17 protein-coding genes are annotated in these 20,785 nt (G+C 70.1%); 10 read left to right on the plus strand and 7 right to left on the minus strand.

The genetic code is table 11. The features are described from left to right. Positions 1–3: 3 nt before the first annotated feature. Both D7X30_RS10125 and D7X30_RS10130 read right to left on the minus strand, forming a co-directional pair. Entirely contained in the window at positions 4–285 is a 282-nt protein-coding gene (locus D7X30_RS10125; RefSeq protein ID WP_014396355.1) for a TIGR04563 family protein, read from the minus strand. Positions 286–293: 8 nt separating this feature from the next. Then, complete coding sequence (locus D7X30_RS10130; RefSeq protein WP_014396356.1) at positions 294–503, minus strand: TIGR04563 family protein; 210 nt, start codon at positions 501–503, stop codon at positions 294–296. 435 nt (positions 504–938) lie between these two features. Here D7X30_RS10130 and tilS point away from each other — a divergent pair, with 435 nt between their 5' ends. The 9 genes from tilS to tsaE all read left to right on the plus strand — a co-directional run bounded on the left by tilS (position 939) and on the right by tsaE (position 12,931). Further along, positions 939–2,309 (plus strand): tRNA lysidine(34) synthetase TilS, encoded by a 1,371-nt coding sequence (gene tilS / locus D7X30_RS10135; RefSeq protein WP_120562693.1) that lies wholly within the window; start codon positions 939–941, stop codon positions 2,307–2,309. Positions 2,310–2,490: 181 nt separating this feature from the next. Beyond that, positions 2,491–4,407: an ATP-dependent zinc metalloprotease FtsH gene (ftsH, locus tag D7X30_RS10140; protein WP_120562694.1), complete on the plus strand. Its 1,917-nt coding sequence runs from the start codon at positions 2,491–2,493 to the stop codon at positions 4,405–4,407. 220 nt (positions 4,408–4,627) lie between these two features. After that, positions 4,628–6,673, plus strand: coding sequence for a DNRLRE domain-containing protein (locus D7X30_RS10145; RefSeq protein WP_147443151.1), 2,046 nt, complete (start codon positions 4,628–4,630; stop codon positions 6,671–6,673). A 158-nt stretch (positions 6,674–6,831) separates the two neighbouring features. Further along, on the plus strand, positions 6,832–8,055 hold the full coding sequence (gene folP, locus D7X30_RS10150; protein ID WP_120562696.1) for a dihydropteroate synthase: 1,224 nt from the start codon (positions 6,832–6,834) through the stop codon (positions 8,053–8,055). 164 nt (positions 8,056–8,219) lie between these two features. Further along, positions 8,220–9,614, plus strand: coding sequence for a phosphoglucosamine mutase (glmM, locus tag D7X30_RS10155; protein ID WP_120562697.1), 1,395 nt, complete (start codon positions 8,220–8,222; stop codon positions 9,612–9,614). A 101-nt stretch (positions 9,615–9,715) separates the two neighbouring features. Further along, positions 9,716–10,441: a pyridoxine 5'-phosphate synthase gene (locus tag D7X30_RS10160; protein WP_120562698.1), complete on the plus strand. Its 726-nt coding sequence runs from the start codon at positions 9,716–9,718 to the stop codon at positions 10,439–10,441. Between the two features lie 6 nt (positions 10,442–10,447). Beyond that, positions 10,448–10,822 carry a holo-ACP synthase gene (locus tag D7X30_RS10165; protein WP_120562699.1) on the plus strand — a complete coding sequence of 125 codons (375 nt, stop codon included), beginning with the start codon at positions 10,448–10,450 and terminating at the stop codon, positions 10,820–10,822. A 14-nt stretch (positions 10,823–10,836) separates the two neighbouring features. After that, complete coding sequence (locus D7X30_RS10170) at positions 10,837–12,369, plus strand: NAD(P)H-hydrate dehydratase (RefSeq protein WP_120562700.1); 1,533 nt, start codon at positions 10,837–10,839, stop codon at positions 12,367–12,369. A gap of 76 nt (positions 12,370–12,445) precedes the next feature. Beyond that, positions 12,446–12,931 (plus strand): tRNA (adenosine(37)-N6)-threonylcarbamoyltransferase complex ATPase subunit type 1 TsaE, encoded by a 486-nt coding sequence (gene tsaE / locus D7X30_RS10175; protein ID WP_120562701.1) that lies wholly within the window; start codon positions 12,446–12,448, stop codon positions 12,929–12,931. A 1-nt stretch (position 12,932) separates the two neighbouring features. Here tsaE and D7X30_RS10180 read toward each other — a convergent pair whose 3' ends face one another. From D7X30_RS10180 to D7X30_RS10200, 5 genes are all read right to left on the minus strand, one after another. Then, complete coding sequence (locus D7X30_RS10180) at positions 12,933–13,802, minus strand: class II glutamine amidotransferase (RefSeq protein ID WP_120562702.1); 870 nt, start codon at positions 13,800–13,802, stop codon at positions 12,933–12,935. An 87-nt stretch (positions 13,803–13,889) separates the two neighbouring features. Beyond that, the gene (hutI, locus tag D7X30_RS10185; RefSeq protein ID WP_120562703.1) at positions 13,890–15,155 is read right to left on the minus strand and encodes an imidazolonepropionase; all 1,266 of its coding nucleotides are present in this window, start codon (positions 15,153–15,155) and stop codon (positions 13,890–13,892) included. 2 nt (positions 15,156–15,157) lie between these two features. After that, a complete protein-coding gene (locus D7X30_RS10190) occupies positions 15,158–15,925 on the minus strand; it encodes a hypothetical protein (protein WP_120563258.1) in 768 nt (255 codons plus the stop codon). A gap of 10 nt (positions 15,926–15,935) precedes the next feature. Then, positions 15,936–17,591, minus strand: coding sequence for a urocanate hydratase (gene hutU / locus D7X30_RS10195; protein WP_120562704.1), 1,656 nt, complete (start codon positions 17,589–17,591; stop codon positions 15,936–15,938). Positions 17,592–17,699: 108 nt separating this feature from the next. After that, positions 17,700–18,137, minus strand: coding sequence for a hypothetical protein (locus tag D7X30_RS10200; RefSeq protein ID WP_120562705.1), 438 nt, complete (start codon positions 18,135–18,137; stop codon positions 17,700–17,702). Between the two features lie 228 nt (positions 18,138–18,365). On the opposite strand from D7X30_RS10200, the gene D7X30_RS10205 reads away from it, so the two are divergent. Then, a complete protein-coding gene (locus D7X30_RS10205; protein ID WP_120562706.1) occupies positions 18,366–20,726 on the plus strand; it encodes an FdhF/YdeP family oxidoreductase in 2,361 nt (786 codons plus the stop codon). The last annotated feature ends 59 nt before the right edge of the window (positions 20,727–20,785 follow it).

Genomic DNA, 20,785 nt, shown 5'->3' on the forward strand with positions numbered 1-20,785 from the left:
CCCTTAAGGCTTGGAGGGCTCGTCCGAGGAGGCCGGAGCGCTGGAGGTCACCACCGCCGGAGCGGAGGTGGCCGTCTGCGCCGCGGCAGCCACCGGCCGTGGAGGCAGGGGGCCCAGCACGTCGTTGACCGAAGGCATGCGGCGGATGTCAGCGCGGGCGACCTTCCATGCCTGCTGGACGATCCACGACAGGGAACGATCCTGCCGGGTCGCCTCACGCTGGATCTCTTCCAGCATGTCCTCGGGAAAATAGAGTGATTGCTTGCGGTGATCCGTGGTGGCCATTGCCCTGTCTAAGGCCTTTCTTCGCGCGGGTCCGTGCGCTCGTCGCCCGTGACATCGTTCACGGCAGGGAATGACTTGATGCGGTCGCGGGCGATCTTCCAGGCCTGCTGCACCACCCATGAGAGGGAACGGTCCTGCCGGTTCGCTTCCTCCTGGATCTCCTTCAGCATCTCCTCGGGGAAGTACAGCGACTGCTTGCGCTTGTCGGTGCCTGCCATGCCTGGGTCTCCGGGGCGGATTCGAGGTGACGACCTGAACACACCGGAGCGGTTATCCGACAGACGCCCTGAAGGGTCAACGGTTTCGGAGCACTCAAACGTGCGCCCGCGGGCTGAACGCCCCACTTCCGACAATGGGCGGCAGGTAGGGAAAGAGAAACGCCCCGGCCTCCGCGAGGGAGACCGGGGCGCTTCGGAAAGAGGGACCGCAGGGAGCGAATCTCCGAGCGGCCCCGTGGACCCAGAGGGGGAGGGGGGGGACCCCTAGGTCCAACGTCATGAAGTCCAGAACGTCCGACCAACAACCGCGAAGCGCCGTTCTATTTCCGCCCCGCGTCCTTCCGTTGTGGGGATCATGGAATGCATCCCCACGCCTTCCGTCCACCGCGAATCTGTAACCCGGTCATCTGACACTCCATTCCGAACGCTGGCGCCATGCCTCGCGCATCTCCTGAAAGTTCCTCGCTGCCCGGCAAGCTCGCCCGCTCGTATTCCGAGCACGGCGCCCGCTCGCGCTCGGTGCTGCTCGCCGTCTCCGGAGGCGCGGACTCCACCGCGCTGCTCGTGGGAACGGCGCGCGTGCGCGAGGCGCTGGCGCTGCGCGTGGAGGTGGTGACGGTGGACCACGGCCTCCGGGCGGAGGCCGCGCGGGAGGTGACCTCCGTCGTAGGACTGGCCGAGCGCCTGGGGCTGACCTGCCACGTCCGGAGGCTCGAGCTGTCGCCCGGGGCGGGGATGGAGGCGCGGGCGCGCGAGGCGAGGTACGCGACCCTGGAGGTCCTGCGACAGGAGCGCGGTCTGGACTTCGTGGCCACCGGCCACACGCTCGACGACCAGGCGGAGACGTTGCTCATGCGCCTGTCCCGGGGAACGGCGCTCCGGGGCGCACGCGCCATCCACGCGCGCGCGGACCTGCTCCTCCGGCCGCTGCTCGCGTGCTCGCGCGAAGACGTGCTCGCCTTCCTGGCAACCGAGGAGGTGGGGTTCGTGGTGGATCCGATGAACGCGGACCCCTCCTACTTCCGCACGCGCATGCGCCAGGATGTGCTCCCCGCGCTGAACCGCGCGGCGGGCTTCAGCACGGTGGAGCACCTGGCCACCTTCGCGCGGCTCGCCTCCGAGGACGAGGCCCTGCTCGACGGGCTGGCGGACGGGGCGTGGGCGCGGTTGGCGCTGCCGGGGGGCGGACTGGACGCAGTGGGCCTTCGCGCCCTGGAGCCGCCGCTGTGGCGCCGCGTGCTCGCACGGCTGCTGGGCGCGGCGGGCGCCCGGGTGGACCACGCCACGCTGGAGCGCGCGCGGGAGGTGGTGGCGCGCGGGGGCGTCATGCCGCTGAGCGACGGCTTCCTCCTGAAGGCCACCGGCGGGCGGGTGCGCTGCGTGGGGCCTGGAGGGGAATCACCGCCCGCGCCGCTGGTGCTCGCGGGGCCGGGGGCCCAGGGAGACTTCGGCGCGTGGCGATTCCTGGTGGCCGCGGAAGGATTTCCGCCCCCGGGCGTGTTGGCCCTGATGTTGGAGGAGGGGACGGCGTGGCCACTCACGGTGCGTTCGAGAAAGCAGGGCGACCGCGTCCGGACGCGCGCGGGCCACCGCAAGGTGCAGGACGTGATGGTGGATGCCCGCGTTCCCTCGGAGGAGCGCGACGCGCAACCGGTGGTGGTGGACGCGCGCGGTGCTCCGCTATGGCTTCCCGGCGTCCTGCCGCGCTCCGTCGAACCTGGAGCGGCTTCGCGCGAGGTGGCTTCCCGACACTCGCTGTGGGCCTTTCCTCCGCTCACGAGCGAACGGAAGACCCCTCCGTTATAGAGTCGAGGCTTCGAATCGGGGGATGGTCGCGGTCCCCTAAATAGTTGAGGGCTTTTTGCTGTTGCTGATACGGTCCGTCGCTGGCCTGCACACGGGCGGGCGCCGGGCACATGACGAACTTCGCCAGGGTTCTTCCTGGCACGGCCCTCATCCCGCCGAGTACCGAAAGGGCAGCTGAAACGTGCGTTCGACCTACAAGACCATCGGGCTCTGGGTCATCCTGATCGTCCTCTTCGTCGCCTTCTACAATTTCTTCTCCCAAGGCAACGAGCAGGTGCAGGAACCGACCTTCACCCAGCTTCTGACCAAGGTGGAGGAGAAGAAGGTCCGTGCCGTCTCCGTCAAGGGCAACACCTACTCCGGTACGTTCAGTGACTCGAACGACAAGTTCCGGACGACGGGGCCTGCGCCGGACGTGGCCGTGCTCAACCAGCTCCGCGCCTCTGGCGTGGACGTGAAGTACGAGCGCGAGGAGCAGAACAGCCTCTGGCTGACCATCCTCGGGCAGTGGATGCCCGTCGTCTTCCTGTTCCTGTTCTTCATCTTCTTCATGCGCCAGCTCCAGGGCGGCAGCGGCAAGGCGATGACGTTCGGGAAGTCGAAGGCGAAGCTCCTCAGCGAGAGCCACAACAAGGTCACGTTCGCGGACGTGGCCGGCGTGGACGAGTGCAAGGAGGAGCTGGAGGAGATCGTCGCCTTCCTCAAGGACCCCAAGAAGTTCACCAAGCTGGGCGGCCGCATCCCCAAGGGCGTCCTGATGATGGGCCCTCCGGGCACGGGCAAGACGCTGCTCGCCCGCGCGGTGGCCGGTGAGGCGGGCGTCCCGTTCTTCTCCATCTCCGGCTCGGACTTCGTGGAGATGTTCGTGGGCGTCGGCGCCAGCCGTGTGCGCGACCTCTTCGAGCAGGGCAAGAAGAACGCCCCCTGCATCATCTTCATCGACGAAATCGACGCCGTGGGCCGCCACCGTGGCGCGGGCCTGGGCGGCGGTCACGACGAGCGTGAGCAGACGCTCAACCAGCTGCTGGTGGAGATGGACGGCTTCGAGTCCAACGACGGCGTCATCCTCATCGCCGCCACCAACCGTCCGGACGTGTTGGACCCGGCGCTCCAGCGCCCGGGCCGCTTCGACCGCCGCATCATCGTTCCTCGTCCGGACCTCAAGGGCCGCCTGGGCGTGCTGAAGGTGCACACCCGCCGCGTGCCGCTGGCCCCGGAGGTGGAACTGGAGGTCATCGCCCGCGGAACGCCCGGCATGACGGGCGCGGACCTGGAGAACCTGGTCAACGAGTCGGCCCTGATGGCCGCGCGTCAGAACAAGGAGCGCGTGGACCTGGCGGACTTCGAGCAGGCGAAGGACAAGGTCTTCATGGGGCCGGAGCGCCGGTCCATGATCATGACCGACAAGGAGAAGCGGAACACGGCCGTCCACGAGGCCGGTCACGCGCTCCTCGCCAAGCTGCTGCCCGGCTGCGACCCCTTGCACAAGGTCACCATCATCCCGCGCGGTCAGGCCCTGGGCGTCACCTGGAGCCTGCCCACCGAGGACAAGGTGAACGGCTACCGCAAGCAGATCCTCGATCAGATCACCATGGCCATGGGTGGCCGCATCGCCGAAGAGCTCATGTTCAACGAGATGAGCAGCGGCGCGGCGAACGACATCGAGCGTGCGACGGAGACGGCGCGCGCCATGGTGTGCCGCTGGGGCATGAGCGAGAAGATGGGCCCGCTGGCGTTCGGCAAGAGCGACGGTGAGGTCTTCCTGGGCCGCGACTTCAACTCGTCCAAGGACTACTCCGAGGACACCGCCCGGCAGATCGACATGGAGGTCCGCAGCATCGTCGTGGGCTGCTACACCACCGGCAAGCAGCTGCTCACGGACAAGCTGGACGTGCTCCAGCGCGTGTCCGACGCCCTGGTGGAGTACGAGACGCTCGACGCCGAGGACGTGAACATCATCCTCCAGGGTGGCCAGCTCACCCGCGAGCGCCCGGCGCCGCGCGTGAGCTCCTCGCCGAAGCCGACGGAGAAGAAGGACAAGCGGAAGATCCTCGACGCGCTCGAGGGCCTGCCCAACATGGAGCCGAAGAAGGCGTAACGCCTCTCAAGGCTTCCTCCTGAAGTGACGAAGGCCCTTCCCGCGTACCGGGGAGGGCCTTTTCGTTTGTCTTTGTGAACTCCAGGCACCACTCCGGGCCCTCAGGATTCCCTCCCTTGGGGCCGTGTCTCCTGTCCGCGAGCGGATTCGCGCTGGCACCGCGGATGCAATTTCAAGGGACCGCGGGGCTGGGAAGGCCTCGTTGGGGGACGACACGACGATGCGGAACGGATGGAAGCGGGGCGCGCAGGGGGCCGCGGCGTTCGCGATGCTGGCGCTGTTGCCACGGTGCGGCGGAGCGGTGGACGCGCGGGACGAGGTCCAGGACGGGGCGTTGAAGGCGGTGGCGCAGGCGGCGCTGCCCACGATCTGCCAGCCACGGACCTATCTGGACGCGAGGACGATGGTGGCGGAGCACGACGGCGCGGTGCGGAATGACCAACCGAACCTGAACATGAGCAGCCAGTCCACGCTGTACGTGGACTCGGCTCCCACGCGCTATCAGTCGTATCTGCGTTTCCACCTGGAGGGGGAGGGCGGCGAGCTCGTCCAGGCGCGGCTGCGGCTGTACGCGAAGCAGGGCACGAACACGGGCCTGTCGTTCCATCCGGTGACGGGAGGTGTCTGGGAGAGCACCCTCACCTGGAACAACCGGCCGGTGGAGGGCCCCGCCATCGCCACCGTGTCGTCCGTCGCCAACGACGCGTGGCTGACGGCGGAGGTGAAGGGCGCGGCGCTCGACCGCGAAACCCTGGACGTAGGCGTCCTCCCGCTGGGAGATGACGGGGCGGAGTTCTCCTCGCGCGAGGCGTCCAACGTTTCGCGACGGCCGCAGCTGGACACGGTCTTCCGCTACGACTGGTGCACGTACCGGGGGAGCAGTACGCCCTCCCAGGCCTGGGCGAAGAGGCTGGGGGGAGCGGCGCGGGAGAACGCGGCGGCGCTCCTCAACCTGCCGGATGGCACCGGCTTCGTGCTGGGGGGAAGGTACAGCGACGGTCCGGCGCAGGCGGGCGGCGCGGCGTTGCCGGGGCCCTCGGGCTTCCTGGTGGCGCGCTTCAGCACGGCGGCCCAGCACCAGTGGTCGCGCGCGTACGGGGTGGGGCAGCAGGTGTCCATGGAAGCGATGACGGTGACGCCGCTGGGCAACGTGCTGGTGGTGGGCACCTACCTGGGCAGTCCGGACTTCGGCACCGGCGCGCTGCCGTACATCGATCCCAATACCGCCGGAGCCGGGGATGGGATGTTCGTGCTGAAGCTGTCCCCCACCGGTAATCCCGTCTGGGCGCACGGCTTCCGCGCGGAGAAGCGACCGGGCTGGGCGGAGGGGGCGGTCTATCCCACCATCGCCGTCCCCTCCGCCGTCGCCACCGACGCCAACGGGAGCGTCATCGTCGCGGGCCACTTCAAGGGCTACATGGACCTGGGCGGCGGCGACATCTACGCGGGCCCGATGAGCGAGAGCCGGGATGATTCGACCCAGTCCCTCTTCCTGGCGAAGTTCGACTACGACGGCGGCCACCAGTGGTCGCAGGCCTTCTACACCGTGGACGAGTACACGGAGGCGAACGCGCTCGCCACGGACGCGGCGGGCAACATCCTGATGGGTGGCCGCAGCAACAACGCCACGCTCGCGACGCCGGGCATGCGCGTGGGCACGGCCTTCGTGGCGCGCTTCACCTCCAGCGGAGCGCCGGTGTGGGGCTACGGACTGAAGGGGGGAGCCATCGGCCGCATCCGCGGCCTGGCGGCCCTGCCCGACGGGGGCGTTGCGTTCGCCGGAGGCTTCAACGGGACGTTCACCTTTCAGGGCCAGACGTATTCGAGCCATGACGACACCCACGACGTGCGTCCGGATGACGGCGTGTTCGGCACGCTCACCGCGTCCGGCGGCGAGGGCTGGGTGCGCGTGCTGACGACATATCCCTCCGGGGACGTGGCCGAGCAGGTGGCGGTGGATGGCGCGGGCAACCTCGTGGTGAAGGGCCGCGTGTCGGCGTACACGCTGGACCTGGGCGGCGGCGAGCTGGGCACGCCCGGCCTGCCCCGGGGCGGTGCGCTCCGGTTCGTGGCCAGCTTCAGCCCCACGGGGACCCATCGCTGGTCGCGCATGCTGGGGACCCAGGTGTCCAACGCGTTCATGGCGGTGTTGCCGGACGGCTCCACCCGGCTGGCCTTCACGTTCGAGGGCTCCACGCCGGTGGGCGCCACGACGTTCGTGTCGTCGGGGCAGACGGACATGGGGCTCATCCAGTTCACGCCGTGATGGCTTCGCGGCCGGTGTGAGCGGCGCACGCAGGGTCCGGTGCCTCCCTTGTGAGTCGCCGGGCCCGTTGCGCGTTCCTGCCGTCCTCCCTTCCCTGGACCCGGCGAAGCGGCGACACTGAATGTTCGCCGTCCTCACGCTCCGAAGAGGTCCTGACCGTGCTGCGCGCACGCCTCATCTCCCGCGACCGTCCCGACGACCTGTCGCTGGTCCTCCGCCGCCTGAACCTGTCCCCCCGCAACCGCGAACACCTGTCGCGCGAGCTGGGCTACGCGCACGTGCTCGTCACCGGGGGCCGCCCCTCCTACGAGGAGGAGCTGGTGCCGCCGTACGGCTCCAAGGAGCGGGAGAAGCTGCCCACCTGGACGCCGGGCGGGCACGTGGACCACCCGGGGGAGGTGCTCCTGTCCGGCAGCCGCCAGCAGTTCGACCGGCTGATTTCGCTCGCCCGCAAGTCCCCTCGCACGGACGGCCTGGCGCGGGCCCTGGAGGAGGTGCTGTCCCCCGCGCCCATGCCGGCCTTGACCCTGAGCGGGCGCCGGTTCGAGTGGGGCACGCGCACGTACCTCATGGGCGTGGTGAACGTGACGCCGGACAGCTTCTCCGACGGCGGCAGCTTCCCGGACGCGGCCAGCGCCGTGGAGCACGCGCTGAAGCTGGTGGACGCGGGCGCGGACATCCTCGATGTGGGCGGTGAATCCACGCGCCCGGGCTCGCTCCCGGTGTCCGCGGACGAGGAGCTGTCGCGCATCCTCCAGGTGGTGGAGGGCATCAAGCGCCGCTCCACCGTGCCCATCTCCGTGGACACCACGAAGGCGGCGGTGGCGAAGGAGGCGCTCAAGGCCGGCGCCCACCTCATCAACGACGTCACCGGCTTCCACTCGGACCCGGCGCTGGCCGGCGTGGTGGCCGCCGCGGGCGCGGCGTGTTGCCTCATGCACACCCAGGGCATGCCGAAGACGATGCAGGAGGCGCCTCGCTACCAGGACGTGGTGGGCGAGGTGATGGACTACCTGGAGGAGGGCATGTTCCAGGCCACCGAGGCGGGCATCCCTCGCGAGCGCATCCTTCTGGACCCGGGCATCGGGTTCGGCAAGACGCTGGAGCACAACCTCTTCCTCTTGCGCCGCCTGGAGGAGCTGCGGGGGCTGGGGCAGCCCCTGTTGGTGGGCACCAGCCGCAAGTCCTTCCTCGGGAAGCTGACGGGCGGCAAGGGCCCCCAGGAGCGCCTGGCGGCCACCCTGGGCTCCGTGGCGGCCATGGCCATCCTGGGGGGCGCGGACGTGGTGCGGGTGCACGACGTGGGCGAGGCGCGGGACGCGCTGGCCGTGGCGGACGCCATCCGGAGGGCCCGGGGCGGCGGCGACCTGTACGGCGGCTGACGGGGGCAAGCCCCGGCGTCGTAGACAGGCCAGGTCCGCACGCCTGGGCGCTTGCCTGGGTGACACCGCATCCCTAGCTTCGGGCCCACGTGCCGGACGGGGTATAAGCCCCGGACGCGAGTGGCCGGAGCCCTTCCGGCAATGGGAAAGGTGGAGCGGCACACATGGCGTACAGGATGGACATGCCCCCCAAGGAAGCTCAGAAGACGGAGCGGCTGTTCGGCACGGACGGCGTTCGTGGCGTGGCCAACGTCTATCCGATGACGGCCGAGGTCGCGATGAAGCTCGGCCGCGCCCTGGCGTACCTCATCCGCAACGGTCCGCACCGCCACCGCGTCATCGTGGGCAAGGACACGCGCCTCTCCGGCTACATGCTGGAGCAGGCCCTGTCCGCCGGCCTCATCTCCATGGGCGTCGACGTGGAGCAGGTGGGCCCGCTGCCCACGCCCGGCATCTCCAACCTCACCACGTCCATGCGCGCGGACGCGGGCGCCGTGATTTCGGCGTCCCACAACCCGTACCAGGACAACGGCATCAAGTTCTTCTGGCGCGACGGCTTCAAGCTGCCGGACGAGACGGAAGCGAAGATTGAAGAGCTGGTCTCCAGCGGCGAAATCGACAACATCCGCCCCACGGCGACCAAGATTGGCCGGGCCATCCGCCTGGACGACGCGCGCGGCCGCTACATCGTCTACCTGAAGGCCACCTTCCCCCGCGAGCTGACGCTGGAGGGGATGACCATCGTGGTGGACTGCGCCAACGGCGCGGCGTACCGCACGGCGCCCGCGGTGCTGGAGGAGCTGGGCGCGAAGGTCATCGCGCTGGGCGTGTCCCCGGACGGCAAGAACATCAACCACAAGTGCGGCGCGCTCCACCCGGAGGGCCTGGCCAAGGCGGTGGTGAAGCACGGTGCCCACCTGGGCGTCGCGCTGGACGGCGACGCGGACCGCCTCATCGTCGTGGACGAGAAGGGCAACGTCGTGGACGGCGATGCCATCATGGCCATCTGCACGGGTGAGCTCGTCGCGCGCAAGGAGCTGAAGAAGAAGACGCTCGTCTCCACGGTGATGAGCAACATCGGCCTGGAGCGCGCGGTGTCCCAGTGGGGCGTGAAGGTGGTCCGCACGCGCGTGGGCGACCGGCACGTCGTGGACGAGATGCGCCGCAACGGCTACAGCCTGGGCGGCGAGCAGAGCGGCCACCTCATCTTCCTGAACCACACCACCACGGGCGACGGCACGCTCGCGGCGCTGCAGCTGTTGGCCGTGATGTGCCGCCAGCAGAAGCCGCTGTCGGAGCTGGCCTCCATCTTCCAGCCGGTGCCGCAGACGCTGCTCAACGTCGTGGTGAAGCAGAAGCGCGAGCTGGGTGAGCTGCCCACGGTGATGAAGGCCATCAAGAACGTGGAGCAGAAGCTGGGCAGCAACGGCCGCGTGCTGGTGCGCTTCTCCGGCACGGAGCCCAAGGTCCGCGTCCTGATTGAAGGCGAGGACGCGGCGCGCAACGAGGCGTACGCCCGCGAAATCGTCGAGGCGCTCTCCAAGGCGCTCAACGGCTAGCGACAGCGGTTGACTTCCGGACGCCGGCCACGAATAGAGGGGCCGGCGCGGGCCCGGGTCCCTGGACAATCCCGCACCGCGCCAGCGCAAGGAGCGGGACGATGGGACAGCGACTGGGTGTCAACGTGGATCACGTGGCGACGCTGCGGCAGGCGCGGCGCACCGTGTATCCGGATCCGGTGACGGCCGCGGCGATGGCGGAGCTGGCCGGCGCCCGGCAGATCACCATCCACCTGCGCGAGGACCGGCGCCACATCCAGGACAGGGATCTGCGCATCCTCCGCGAGACGGTGCAGACGCTCCTGAACCTGGAGATGGCCGCCACCGCGGAGATGGTGAAGATCGCCTACGAGTACAAGCCGGACGTGGTGACGCTCGTCCCCGAGCGGCGCGAGGAACTCACCACCGAGGGCGGCCTGGAGGTCGCGGGCCAGCGCGAGTCCATCGCGAAGATCATCAAGAACCTCAAGGACGGGGAGATCGCCGTCTCGTTGTTCATCGACCCGGACCTGGACCAGGTGCGCGCGTCGCACAAGGTGAACGCGGACCGGGTGGAGCTGCACACGGGCCGCTACTGCGAGGCGCGCAACGAGAAGGAGCGCGCGCGGGAGCTGGCGCGCATCGTGGACGCGGCCAAGGCGAGCGCCAAGCTGGGCATGGGCGTGGCCGCCGGGCACGGGCTCAACTACGACAACGTGCAGGCCATCGCGCGCATCCAGGAGATCGACGAGCTGAACATCGGGCACGCCATCGTGGCGCGCGCGGTGCTGGTGGGCTTCGAGCGCGCGGTGCGTGAGATGCTCGAACTGATGCGCGACCCGGGGTAGGCCCGCATGCCCATCGTCGGACTGGGGTTGGACCTCTGCTCCATCGAGCGCATCCAGCGCATCCTCGACGGTCCGCGCGCGGAGGCGTTCCTTCAGCGCGTGTACACCGACGGGGAGCGCGCGTACTGCGCGCCCCGGCACGACGCGGCCAGCGCGTACGCGGCGAGGTTCGCGGCGAAGGAGGCGCTGGTGAAGGCGATGGGCGTGCCTCCGGGCGTGAAGTGGCGGGACATGGAGGTGGTGCGCGAGGGCGGTCCGCCGCGCTTCGTGCTCTCCGGCGTGGCCCGTGAAGTGATGGAAGCGCGGGGGTGGGACGCGATGCTCGCGCTCACCCATGATGCCGGCGTGGCCGCAGCCACGGTGGTGCTCCAGACGAAGTAGGGAGGTTGGAAGCCATGCAGCGCGTGCTCACCGCGAACCAGATGCGTGAGGCCGAGAAGGCCGCCCAGGACCAACACGGGATGCCGTCCGGGTTGTTGATGGAGAACGCGGGCCGCGCGCTCGCGGAGGCCGCCCGGAGCGTCGCGGGCCCCGGCGGGCGCTTCACGGTGCTGTGCGGCCCCGGCAACAACGGCGGGGACGGCCTGGTCGCCGCGCGCTTCCTGCTGGAGGGAGGCGCCCGGGTGGTGGTGGCGCTGGTGGGGGACACCGAGAAGCTCACCCCGGAGGCGAAGCGCAACCTCCAGGCGCTGGAGGGCTTTGGCGAGTCGCCGCGCGCCTTCGAGGCGCTGCCGGAGGCGGGCCCGGGCGACGTGGTGGTGGACGCCCTCTTCGGCACGGGGCTCAAGCGCGCGCCGGAGGGCGTCTTCGCGGACGCCATCGGCACCGTGGCGCGGTGGCGGCGCGCGGGGGCGAAGGTGGTGGCCGCGGACGTGCCGTCCGGCCTGCAGAGCGACACGGCGGAGCCCTTCTCGCCGTGCGTGGAGGCGGACGTCACGGTGGCCTTTGGCTTCGTGAAGCCCGCGCATGAGCTGGAGCCCGGCGCGTCGCTGTGCGGCGACGTGCGGCGCGTGGACATCGGCCTGGGCGGTGAGTCGACTCGCGCGGTGTCCGGGGCGGAGCTGTTCCGCGTGGAGGAGAAGGACGCGCGCGAGGCGCTGCCCAAGCGCCGCGCGGATTCGCACAAGGGCACCTACGGCCACGTGCTGGTGGTGGCGGGCAGCCCGGGCAAGACGGGCGCCGCGGCGATGGTGGCCCTGTCCGCGCTGCGCAGCGGGGCGGGGCTCGTCACGGTGGCCACGCGCCCGGAGGCGCTGCCGTGGGTGATGGCGCACTCGCCGGAGATCATGGGCATCCCGCTGCCGGGTGAAGGCCCGCTGGGGAAGGCCGACCTGGAGGCGCTCAAGGCCGCGCTGGAGGGCAAGGACGCGCTGGTGATGGGGCCGGGCATCCCCCGGGGCCCGGAGACGGGCGCGCTGATTGGCGACCTGCTGGCGTCCGTGGAGGTGCCCGCGGTGCTGGACGCGGACGCGCTCAACGCGGTAGCCGAGGACCTCAAGGTGCTGCGGCAGGCGAAGGGGCCCGTGGTGCTCACGCCGCATCCCGGGGAGATGGCGCGGCTGTGGGGCCGGACGACGAAGGACGTGCAGGCGCACCGCGTGGGCGTGGCGCTCAACCTGGCCACGTCGCTCAACTGCACGGTGGTGCTCAAGGGCTCGCGCACGCTCATCGCGGAGGCCGGTGGGCGCGTGTTCATCAACCCCACGGGCAACGCGGGCATGGCCACCGGTGGCACGGGCGACGTGCTGTCGGGCGTGTGCGGCGCGCTGCTCGCGCAGGGGATTCCGCTGCCCAAGGCCGCATGGACGGCGGTGTACGCGCACGGGCTCGCGGGCGATTTGATGGCCCAGCAGCGCGGGCTGATGGGCCTCATCGCCACGGACCTGCTGGTGGGCCTGGGCCACGTCTGGACGCGGTGGGAGCGATGACGATGCCGCGCCTCATGTCTCATCGCAGGGCGGACGTGCTCGTGGGCCGCGGCCTTGTCGCGGCGCGGAGGACGCGATGAGCGGAGCTGCGCAGCCCACGCGCTCGCGGCGACTGGTGTCTCCGTCTCCGGAGGAGACGCACCGGTTGGGCGTGAAGCTGGGACAGTTGCTCCAGCCCGGGGACTTCGTGGGGCTGATTGGCGACCTGGGCGCGGGCAAGACGCACCTGGTGCGTGGCGTGGCGGAAGGGGCGGGGGTGGCGCAGTCGGAGGTGGCCAGCCCCACCTTCGCCATCGTGTACCCGTACGCGGGCCGCATCCCGCTGTACCACGCGGACCTGTACCGCCTGACGGACTACGACGAGCTGTACGCCACCGGGTTCCTGGACCTGGTGGGCGGTGACCACGCGATGCTGGTGGAGTGGTTGGACCGCATCCCCCAGGCCGCGCCGCGCGACTTCCTGCGCGTCACGCTCCGCCATGAGGGAGAGGACGCGCGGAGCCTCGACGTGGAGGCCTTCGGCGCGCGTCCGTCCGCGTTGCTCGACGCGTGGCTGGGCTGACTCAGACCGTCGCGTGCTGCTCTTGCGGCCGCGGGTTCAGCACCCCGTCCGCCAGCGTCTGCACCTTCCAGCGGTGGAACGTGAGCCGCGAGTCCACGCCCACCACGTCCTCTTCATCCACCGGCACCCAGTGCGGCCCGCCGCACAGCGACTCGCTGGCGACCAGGAACTGCTGAAGCGGCACGCCCGTGTTCGGCGCGCGCAGGACTTCCGGGCAACCGCCGATGCCGGACGAGATGAAGAGGGTGCGGTTGCGGCGCGTGGCCACCATCGCCTCGCCGTCCGTGACGAGGAAGTTCATCGCGGAGCGTTCCTTCGGCTCGCGGCTCCCCGGCACGTCCGTCAGCGTGGACACCAGCGTCATCGTCTCCGCGAGCGCCTGCGCCATCGCCTCCACGCCCACCGTGCCGTCGAGCGGCCCGCGCGCCGACAGCCGCGACAGGAACAGGTAGAAGCAGCGCTCGCTGTCCGTGGTGCCCTTGATGTTGACGCGCAGCTCCGGGTGGATGAGCGCTTCCACGGTCGCCTTGTGCTTCGCGAACTCGCGCAGCGTGCCGTTGTGCACGAAGGACCAGCGGCCGAAGTAGAACGGGTGCGAGTTGCGCAACTCCACCGCGCCCACGCTCGCCAACCGGATGTGCGCCACCACCGTGCGCGCGGAGACCTGGCTCGACACACGCTCGAAGTCAGGGTCGCAGTGCGCGGGGCCCACGCCATGCGCGACGAGCGGCGAGGACTCCGGCCCGTACGTGGCGATGCCCCAGCCGTCCTTGTGTTCACGCGACTGGATGAGGAGGGAATTCCTCTCCGTCACAAGGGCGGTATGGACAGCGGCGGGAACAGCACTCCTGAATCCAAATAATCGGCACATGGTGGCAGCTGATCTCTACAACGGCCGGCCCACGAGGGAAGTTCCACCTGCCCCCTCGTCTGATGCCTGTTGTTCAGCGGCATCCACTCAGGGGCAGTGATTCATACGCGCGTGAAACACCACTCGCCCGCCCTTCACCACCACACGCGCGTGACTGATACCCAGATGATAAGGCAGATGCCGGTAGCTGCGACAGGAGAAGACCACCAGGTCGCCCGCATCACCCACGGCTAGACGCCCCTGCCGTTGCAACCCCAAGCATTGCGCGGCCCCTCGGGTAGCGGCCCAGTAGGCTTCCGCGGCTGACAGGCCGTTCTCCAGGCAGGCGAGCCCCAGCACCAACGCCAGGTTCTCCGTCATGGAGGAGCCAGGATTCACGTTGGAACCCAAAGCAATGTTGACGCCCGCGTCGCGCAGCTTCCGGCCGGGCGCGTAGGGGCGCATGCGCAGGAAGAGGGTGGAGGTAGGCACGAGTACGGCGGTGACGTTCGCGGCGGCGAGCGCGCGGATGCCCTCGTCCGTGACCTGCTCCAGGTGGTCCGCGCTGGCGGCGCCCACCTCCGCGGCGAGCGCCGAAGCGCCACACGCGGTGAGCTGATCCGCGTGCAGGCGCGGCGTGAGGCCCAGCGCCTTGCCCGCGTTGAGCAGCCGGCGGGACTCCTCCACGGTGAAGGCGCTGTCCTCGGTGAAGACGTCGCAGAAGCGCGCCAGGCCCTCGCGCGCCACGGCCGGGAGGATCTCGTTGATGCAGAGGTCCAGGTACTCGGCGCGGCGGTCCTTGTACTCCGGGGGCACCGAGTGCGCGCACAGGAGCGTGGGCACCAGCTCCAGCGGAGACAGCGCGCTCAAGCGGCGCACCGCGCGCAGCATCTTGAGCTCGTCCGCCAGATTCAGGCCGTAGCCGCTCTTCACCTCGGCGGTCGTCACGCCCTGCGCGAGCAGCCGCTCCAGGCGGGGCAGGGCGAGCGTGGCCAGCTCCTCCTCGCTCGCGGCGCGCGTGGCGCTCACCGTGTTGGCGATGCCGCCGCCGGCCTTGGCGATTTCCAGGTACGTGGCGCCCTGGTTGCGCAGGTCGAACTCGGCGGAGCGCTCGCCCGCGAACACCAGGTGCGTGTGCGGATCCACGAAGCCCGGGCCCACGAAGCCGCCTTCGGCATCGATGATCTCCGTCGCGTCCGTGAGCGCGCCCTTGGGCAGGCCGGACTCCGGGCCCACGTAGGCCACGCGTCCGTCCTTCACGCCAATGCCCGCTCCCGGGCGCGGGGTGAGGGCTGCTTCCGCGGGCTCGCGGTGGGTGCCCTCCACGGTGAGCACCTCGGAGGTGTTGCGCACCCACAGGTCCAGGGCTTCCATGCTCAGCGTCCTCCGCGTGCGCCCATGACAGGCGCGTTCCAACTGGTGTCACCCGAGTGCGCCCGGCCGAAGCCGCCGGACAGCTCCAGCTTCGTGCGCGACTCGCCGAACTTGAGCTGCGCCGCCACCACGGCGCCGTAGAAGTGCGTCGTCACCTGCGAGCCGGGGTTCACCAGCGACTGCTGCACGCTGAAGAACGGCACCAGGCCCAGCGACATGCCGGGCTCCGGCTGCACGGTGAACGCGCAGGTGGCCTCCACGCCGAACAGGCTGCTGGTGGCGGGGCCGAACACAGTGCCGTTGCCGTCGCCGAACACGCCGCTCTGGTTGTCGTCGTTTCCCAGGCCGAAGTCGGACGCGCCCCGCACGGACAGGGCAGGGGCCAGCCCCAGCCGCTCCGACCCGATGTAGTACGACAGCCCGGTGTAGACGCCGTAGGCGGGCACCGGCAGGCCGACGAACTCGCCCTGCAGGCCCAGGTGCCACGACAGCCGGTCGCTCACGGGCACCGTCACCGAGCCGTCGATGTCGATGCCCCACTGCTCGTTCTGGAAGGGCTTCGCGTCGCCCTGGAAGGGGTCGTTCGCCCCACGCTCCGACAGCTGCGGGGCGTTGAGGCGGGGGCCGGCGCGCAGGCCCAACTGGAAGAAGTTCTCCTTGGGCATGCCCGGGCCCAGGCGCATCACCATGGGCCCGGCGGTGGTGGGCGTGCAGCCCGCGAGCACACCCATCACCGCGGTCATCACGAAGGCTCGGACGCGTCGTGGCATCCGCCGCACTCTAGGCGGTGAGGCCGGGGATGCGCACGCCCCGCTCCTTCGCCACGTCGATGGCCTCCGGGTAGCCCGCGTCCGCGTGGCGCAGCACGCCCATGCCGGGGTCGGACGTGAGGACGCGCTCGATGCGGCGCGCGGCCTCCGGCGTGCCGTCCGCGACGATGACCTGGCCCGCGTGCAGCGAGTAGCCCATGCCCACGCCGCCGCCGTGGTGGAACGACACCCACGAGGCGCCGTTCACCGCGTTCACCAGCGCGTTGAGGATGGGCCAGTCCGCCACCGCGTCCGAGCCGTCCTTCATGGCCTCCGTCTCGCGGTTGGGGGACGCGACGCTGCCGCAGTCCAGGTGGTCGCGGCCAATCACGATGGGCGCCTTCACCTCGCCCTTGCGGACCAGCTCGTTGAACGCGAGGCCCGCCTTGGCGCGCTCGCCGTAGCCCAGCCAGCAGATGCGCGCGGGCAGGCCCTGGAACGCCACGCGCTCCTGGGCCATGTCCAGCCAGCGGTTGAGCGACGCCTTCTGCGGGAACAGCTCGCGCACCGCGCGGTCCGTGCGGCGGATGTCCTCCGGGTCTCCGGACAGCGCCACCCAGCGGAAGGGCCCCAGGCCCTCGCAGAACAGCGGGCGGATGTACGCGGGCACGAAGCCGGGGAACTCGAAGGCGTTCTGCATGCCGCCCACCTTCGCCTGGCCACGCAGGTTGTTGCCGTAGTCGAAGACGTGGCTGCCGGCGGCCTGGAAGTCGTTCATGGCCTGCACGTGCATGATCATCGACTCGCGGGCGCGCTTCACGTAGCCCTCGGGGTCGCGCTTGCGCAGCTCCGCGGCGGCCTCCAGCGACAGGTCCGTGGGGATGTAGCCGTTGAGCGGATCATGCGCGCTCGTCTGGTCCGTGACGAGGTCCGGCTTGATGCCGCGCTTGTACAGCTCCCGGAACACCGACGCCGCGTTGCCGATGATGGCGATGGATCGGCCCACTCGCTTTTGCTGTGCATCCTTCGCCAGGGCCAGCGCTTCATCCAGGTCCTTGGCCACGACGTCCAGGTAGCGCGTCTCCACGCGGCGCTGCGCGCGGTGCGGATCGATTTCCACGCCCAGGAACACGGCGTTGTTCATGGTCGCGGCCAGGGGCTGCGCGCCGCCCATGCCACCCAGACCGCCGGAGAGGATGAGGCGGCCGGCCAGGTCCTCGCTGCCGAAGTGGAAGCGGCCCGCGGCGGCGAAGGTCTCGTAGGTGCCCTGCAGGATGCCCTGCGTGCCGATGTAGATCCACGAGCCGGCCGTCATCTGGCCGTACATCATCAGGCCCTTCTTCTCCAACTCGTGGAAGTGCTCCCAGTTGGCCCAGTGGCCCACGAGGTTGGAGTTGGCGATGAGCACGCGCGGCGCGTCCGGGTGCGTGCGCAGGATGCCCACGGGCTTGCCGGACTGCACGAGCAGCGTCTCGTCATCGGTGAGGCTCTGGAGGCTGGAGACGATGCGGTCGAAGGAGGGCCAGTCCCGCGCGGCCTTGCCGGTGCCGCCGTAGACGACCAGGTCGCCGGGCTGCTCGGCCACTTCCGGGTCGAGGTTGTTCATCAGCATCCGGAGCGCGGCCTCCTGCACCCAGCCCTTGCAGGAGAGGGTGGTGCCGCGAGAGGCGCGGATGATGCGGGACATGCGGAAGACTCCTGGAAAGGGGGCGCCGCACCCTAACCGAACCCCCGGGGCCGCGGGGGGCTTGCGTGCAGGGCCAGCGTTGCTCCACGACACGCTGGACGCCGTGCGTCAGTAGTCCTTGCGCGAGTCGATGTAGGCGCTGAAGTGGAACACGTTGGTGGAGTCGTAGAACTTGAAGTAGTTGCCCTGGCCCGCGGGCAGGCTCAGCCAGTATGCGGTGCCCGTGCAGCCGGTGCAGATGAACGCGCCGTTGCGGCGGATGTTCCAGATGCCGGTGATGTCGTCCACGGTGGTCGCGATGGCCGGCGAGCCCACCAGCTCGAAGTCGTACTCGTTGCCGCCCGCGAACCCGTGGAAGTTCACGAACGCGGTGTTGGTGGACTGGTTCCAGGCGACGACCGTGTTGGAGCTGGTCACCGTGTAGCGCCCGGTGCTGTCGGAGACGTAGAGGCCTCGGCTGGACCAGATGCTGTGGACCACCGGCGCGGCCAGGGCGGGGAGGGACAGGAACAGCGCGGCGACGATGGCGGAACGGAAGGCCTTCATGGGGGATGCCTCCTGCTGCGGGGGTTGACGCGGAGCGCCGGGGAGCACTCCGCGTGAAGCCCAGTCTACAAGGGCCCTGTCAGGCTTGAAATCATGGTTTTCCGTGGAGTCGCGGGGACTCAGGAGTCCTGACGCGTCCGCTTCAGAGATGCCGGGCCGGCCGGCCCAGGACCCCCGCCTGTCGGGAAGGCGCGGGCGGGGTAGAGTCGCGCCGCGCAGAGGTGGGACATGGATCAGGGACAGGACGGGGAGGGGAGCGCGTTGGCGGTGCCGGCGGCCCAGCCTCCGTTGGAGAACCGGGCTCCGGACGTGGGGCCGGTGAAGACGGTGGCGGGCGGCGTGACGGCGGTGCTGAGCGCGTTCAAGCACGTGCTGGGCGAGGCGGGCCCGTGGCGCGGCGGCAAGCTCATCTGGAAGGTCAACCAGCAGGACGGCTTCGACTGTCCGGGCTGCGCGTGGCCGGATCCATCCCACCGGTCCGTGCAGGAGTACTGCGAGAACGGCGCGAAGGCGCTGGCGGAGGAGGGTACACGCGAGCGCGTGACGCCGGAGTTCTTCCGCGAGTGGAGCGTGGCGCGGCTCGCGGAGCAGTCCGACCTCTGGCTGGGCAAGGCGGGCCGGCTCACGCACCCCATGGTGCTGCGCGAGGGCGCGGCGCACTACGAGCCCATCTCCTGGGATGAGGCCTTCGCGCTGGTGGCGGAGGAGTTGCACGCGCTGGGCTCGCCGGACGAGGCGGCCTTCTACACCTCCGGCCGCACGAGCAACGAGGCCGCGTTTCTCTACCAGTTGTTCGTGCGGCAGTTCGGCACCAACAACCTGCCGGACTGCTCGAACATGTGCCACGAGTCCAGCGGCACGGGGCTGTCGGAGACGATTGGCATTGGCAAGGGCTCGGTGACGCTGGAGGACTTCGACCACGCGCAGGCCATCTTCGTCATCGGGCAGAACCCGGGCACCAACCACCCGCGCATGCTGACGGCGCTCCAGGCCGCCGCGCGCCGGGGCTGCGAAATCGTCAGCGTCAACCCGCTGCCGGAGACGGGGCTCAACCGCTTCAAGCACCCGCAGGAGGTGCTGCACCTGTTCGGCCCGGGCACGGCGCTGAACAAGCTGTTCCTCCAGGTGCGCATCAACGGCGACGTGGCGCTTCTCCAGGGCCTGGGCAAGGCGCTGCTGGACCGCGAGGCGAAGGCGCCGGGCACGGTGGTGGACCGGGCCTTCGTCGAGGGCAAGACGACGGGCTTCGACGCGTACGTGGCGCACCTGGCCACGGTGTCCTGGGACGACGTGGTGGAGCAGAGCGGGGTGGCGCGCGAGCAGATTGAAGAGGCGGCGGACATCCTGGCGCGCTCGGAGCGCACCATCTTCTGCTGGGCCATGGGGCTCACGCAGCACAAGAACGCGGTGGGCAACGTGCAGGAGATCGTGAACCTCACGCTCCTACGCGGCAGCATTGGGAAGCAGGGCGCGGGCGTGTGCCCGGTGCGCGGTCACAGCAACGTGCAGGGCGACCGCACCATGGGCATCTGGGAGCACGCGAAGCCGGAGTTCATGGACGCGCTGTCGAAGGAGTTCGGCTTCGCGCCGCCGCGCCACACCGGCCTGGACACGGTGGGGACGATCCAGGCGCTGCACGACGGGCGCGTGAAGGTGTTCTTCGCCATGGGCGGCAACTTCCTGTCGGCCACGCCGGACACGGAGTTCACCGCGCGGGCGCTCCGGCGTGCGCGGCTCACGGTGCACGTGTCCACCAAGCTCAACCGCGCGCACCTGGTGCATGGACAGCGCGCGCTCATCCTCCCGTGCCTGGGGCGGACCGAGCACGACGTGCAGGCGTCGGGGCGGCAGTTCGTGACGGTGGAGGACTCGATGGGGATGGTGCACGCGTCGCGCGGCGCCGTGGCCCCCGCGTCCGAGCACCTGCTCAGCGAGCCCGTCATCGTGGCCCGGCTGGCGCAAGCGGTGCTTGGGGCGCGCTCGAAGGTGGCGTGGATGTCCCTGGTGGAGGACTACGACCGGGTGCGTGAGCTGATCCAACGGTGCATCCCGGGCTTCGAGGACTTCAACCGCCGCGTGCACCAGCCCGGTGGGTTCGCGCTGCCCAACGGTCCGCGCGAGGGGCGCTTCACGACGAAGGACGGCAAGGCGCACTTCACGGTGCACGAGATGCCTCGCCACCGGCTGGAGCCCGGGCAGTTGATGATGATGACGCTGCGCTCGCATGATCAGTACAACACGACCGTGTACGGACTGGACGACCGCTACCGGGGCATCCACCAGGGCCGGCGCGTGGTGTTCCTGCACCCGGAGGACGTGAAGGCGCGCGGGCTGACGGCGGGGCAGAAGGTGGACCTCACCAGCCACTTCCAGGGAGAGACGCGGGTGGCGCGCGAGTTCCTGGTGGTGCCGTACAACATCCCGCGCCAGTGCGCGGCCACCTACTTCCCGGAAGCGAACGTGCTGGTGCCGGTGGGCAGCTTCGCGGACAAGAGCCGCACGCCCACGTCGAAGTCCGTGATCATCACCGTGGCCCCCAGTCCGGAGCCCACGGCCCTGGTCCCCGTCAGCACTCCGAGGTCCGGGTGATGCCGTTGATGATCCAGGTCGTGGGCCTCGCGCCCAGGCTCCGTGGCGCTCATGGCTTG

It is taken from the genome of Corallococcus sp. AB011P (assembly GCF_003611605.1).
In the GTDB taxonomy this organism is placed as follows: domain Bacteria; phylum Myxococcota; class Myxococcia; order Myxococcales; family Myxococcaceae; genus Corallococcus; species Corallococcus coralloides.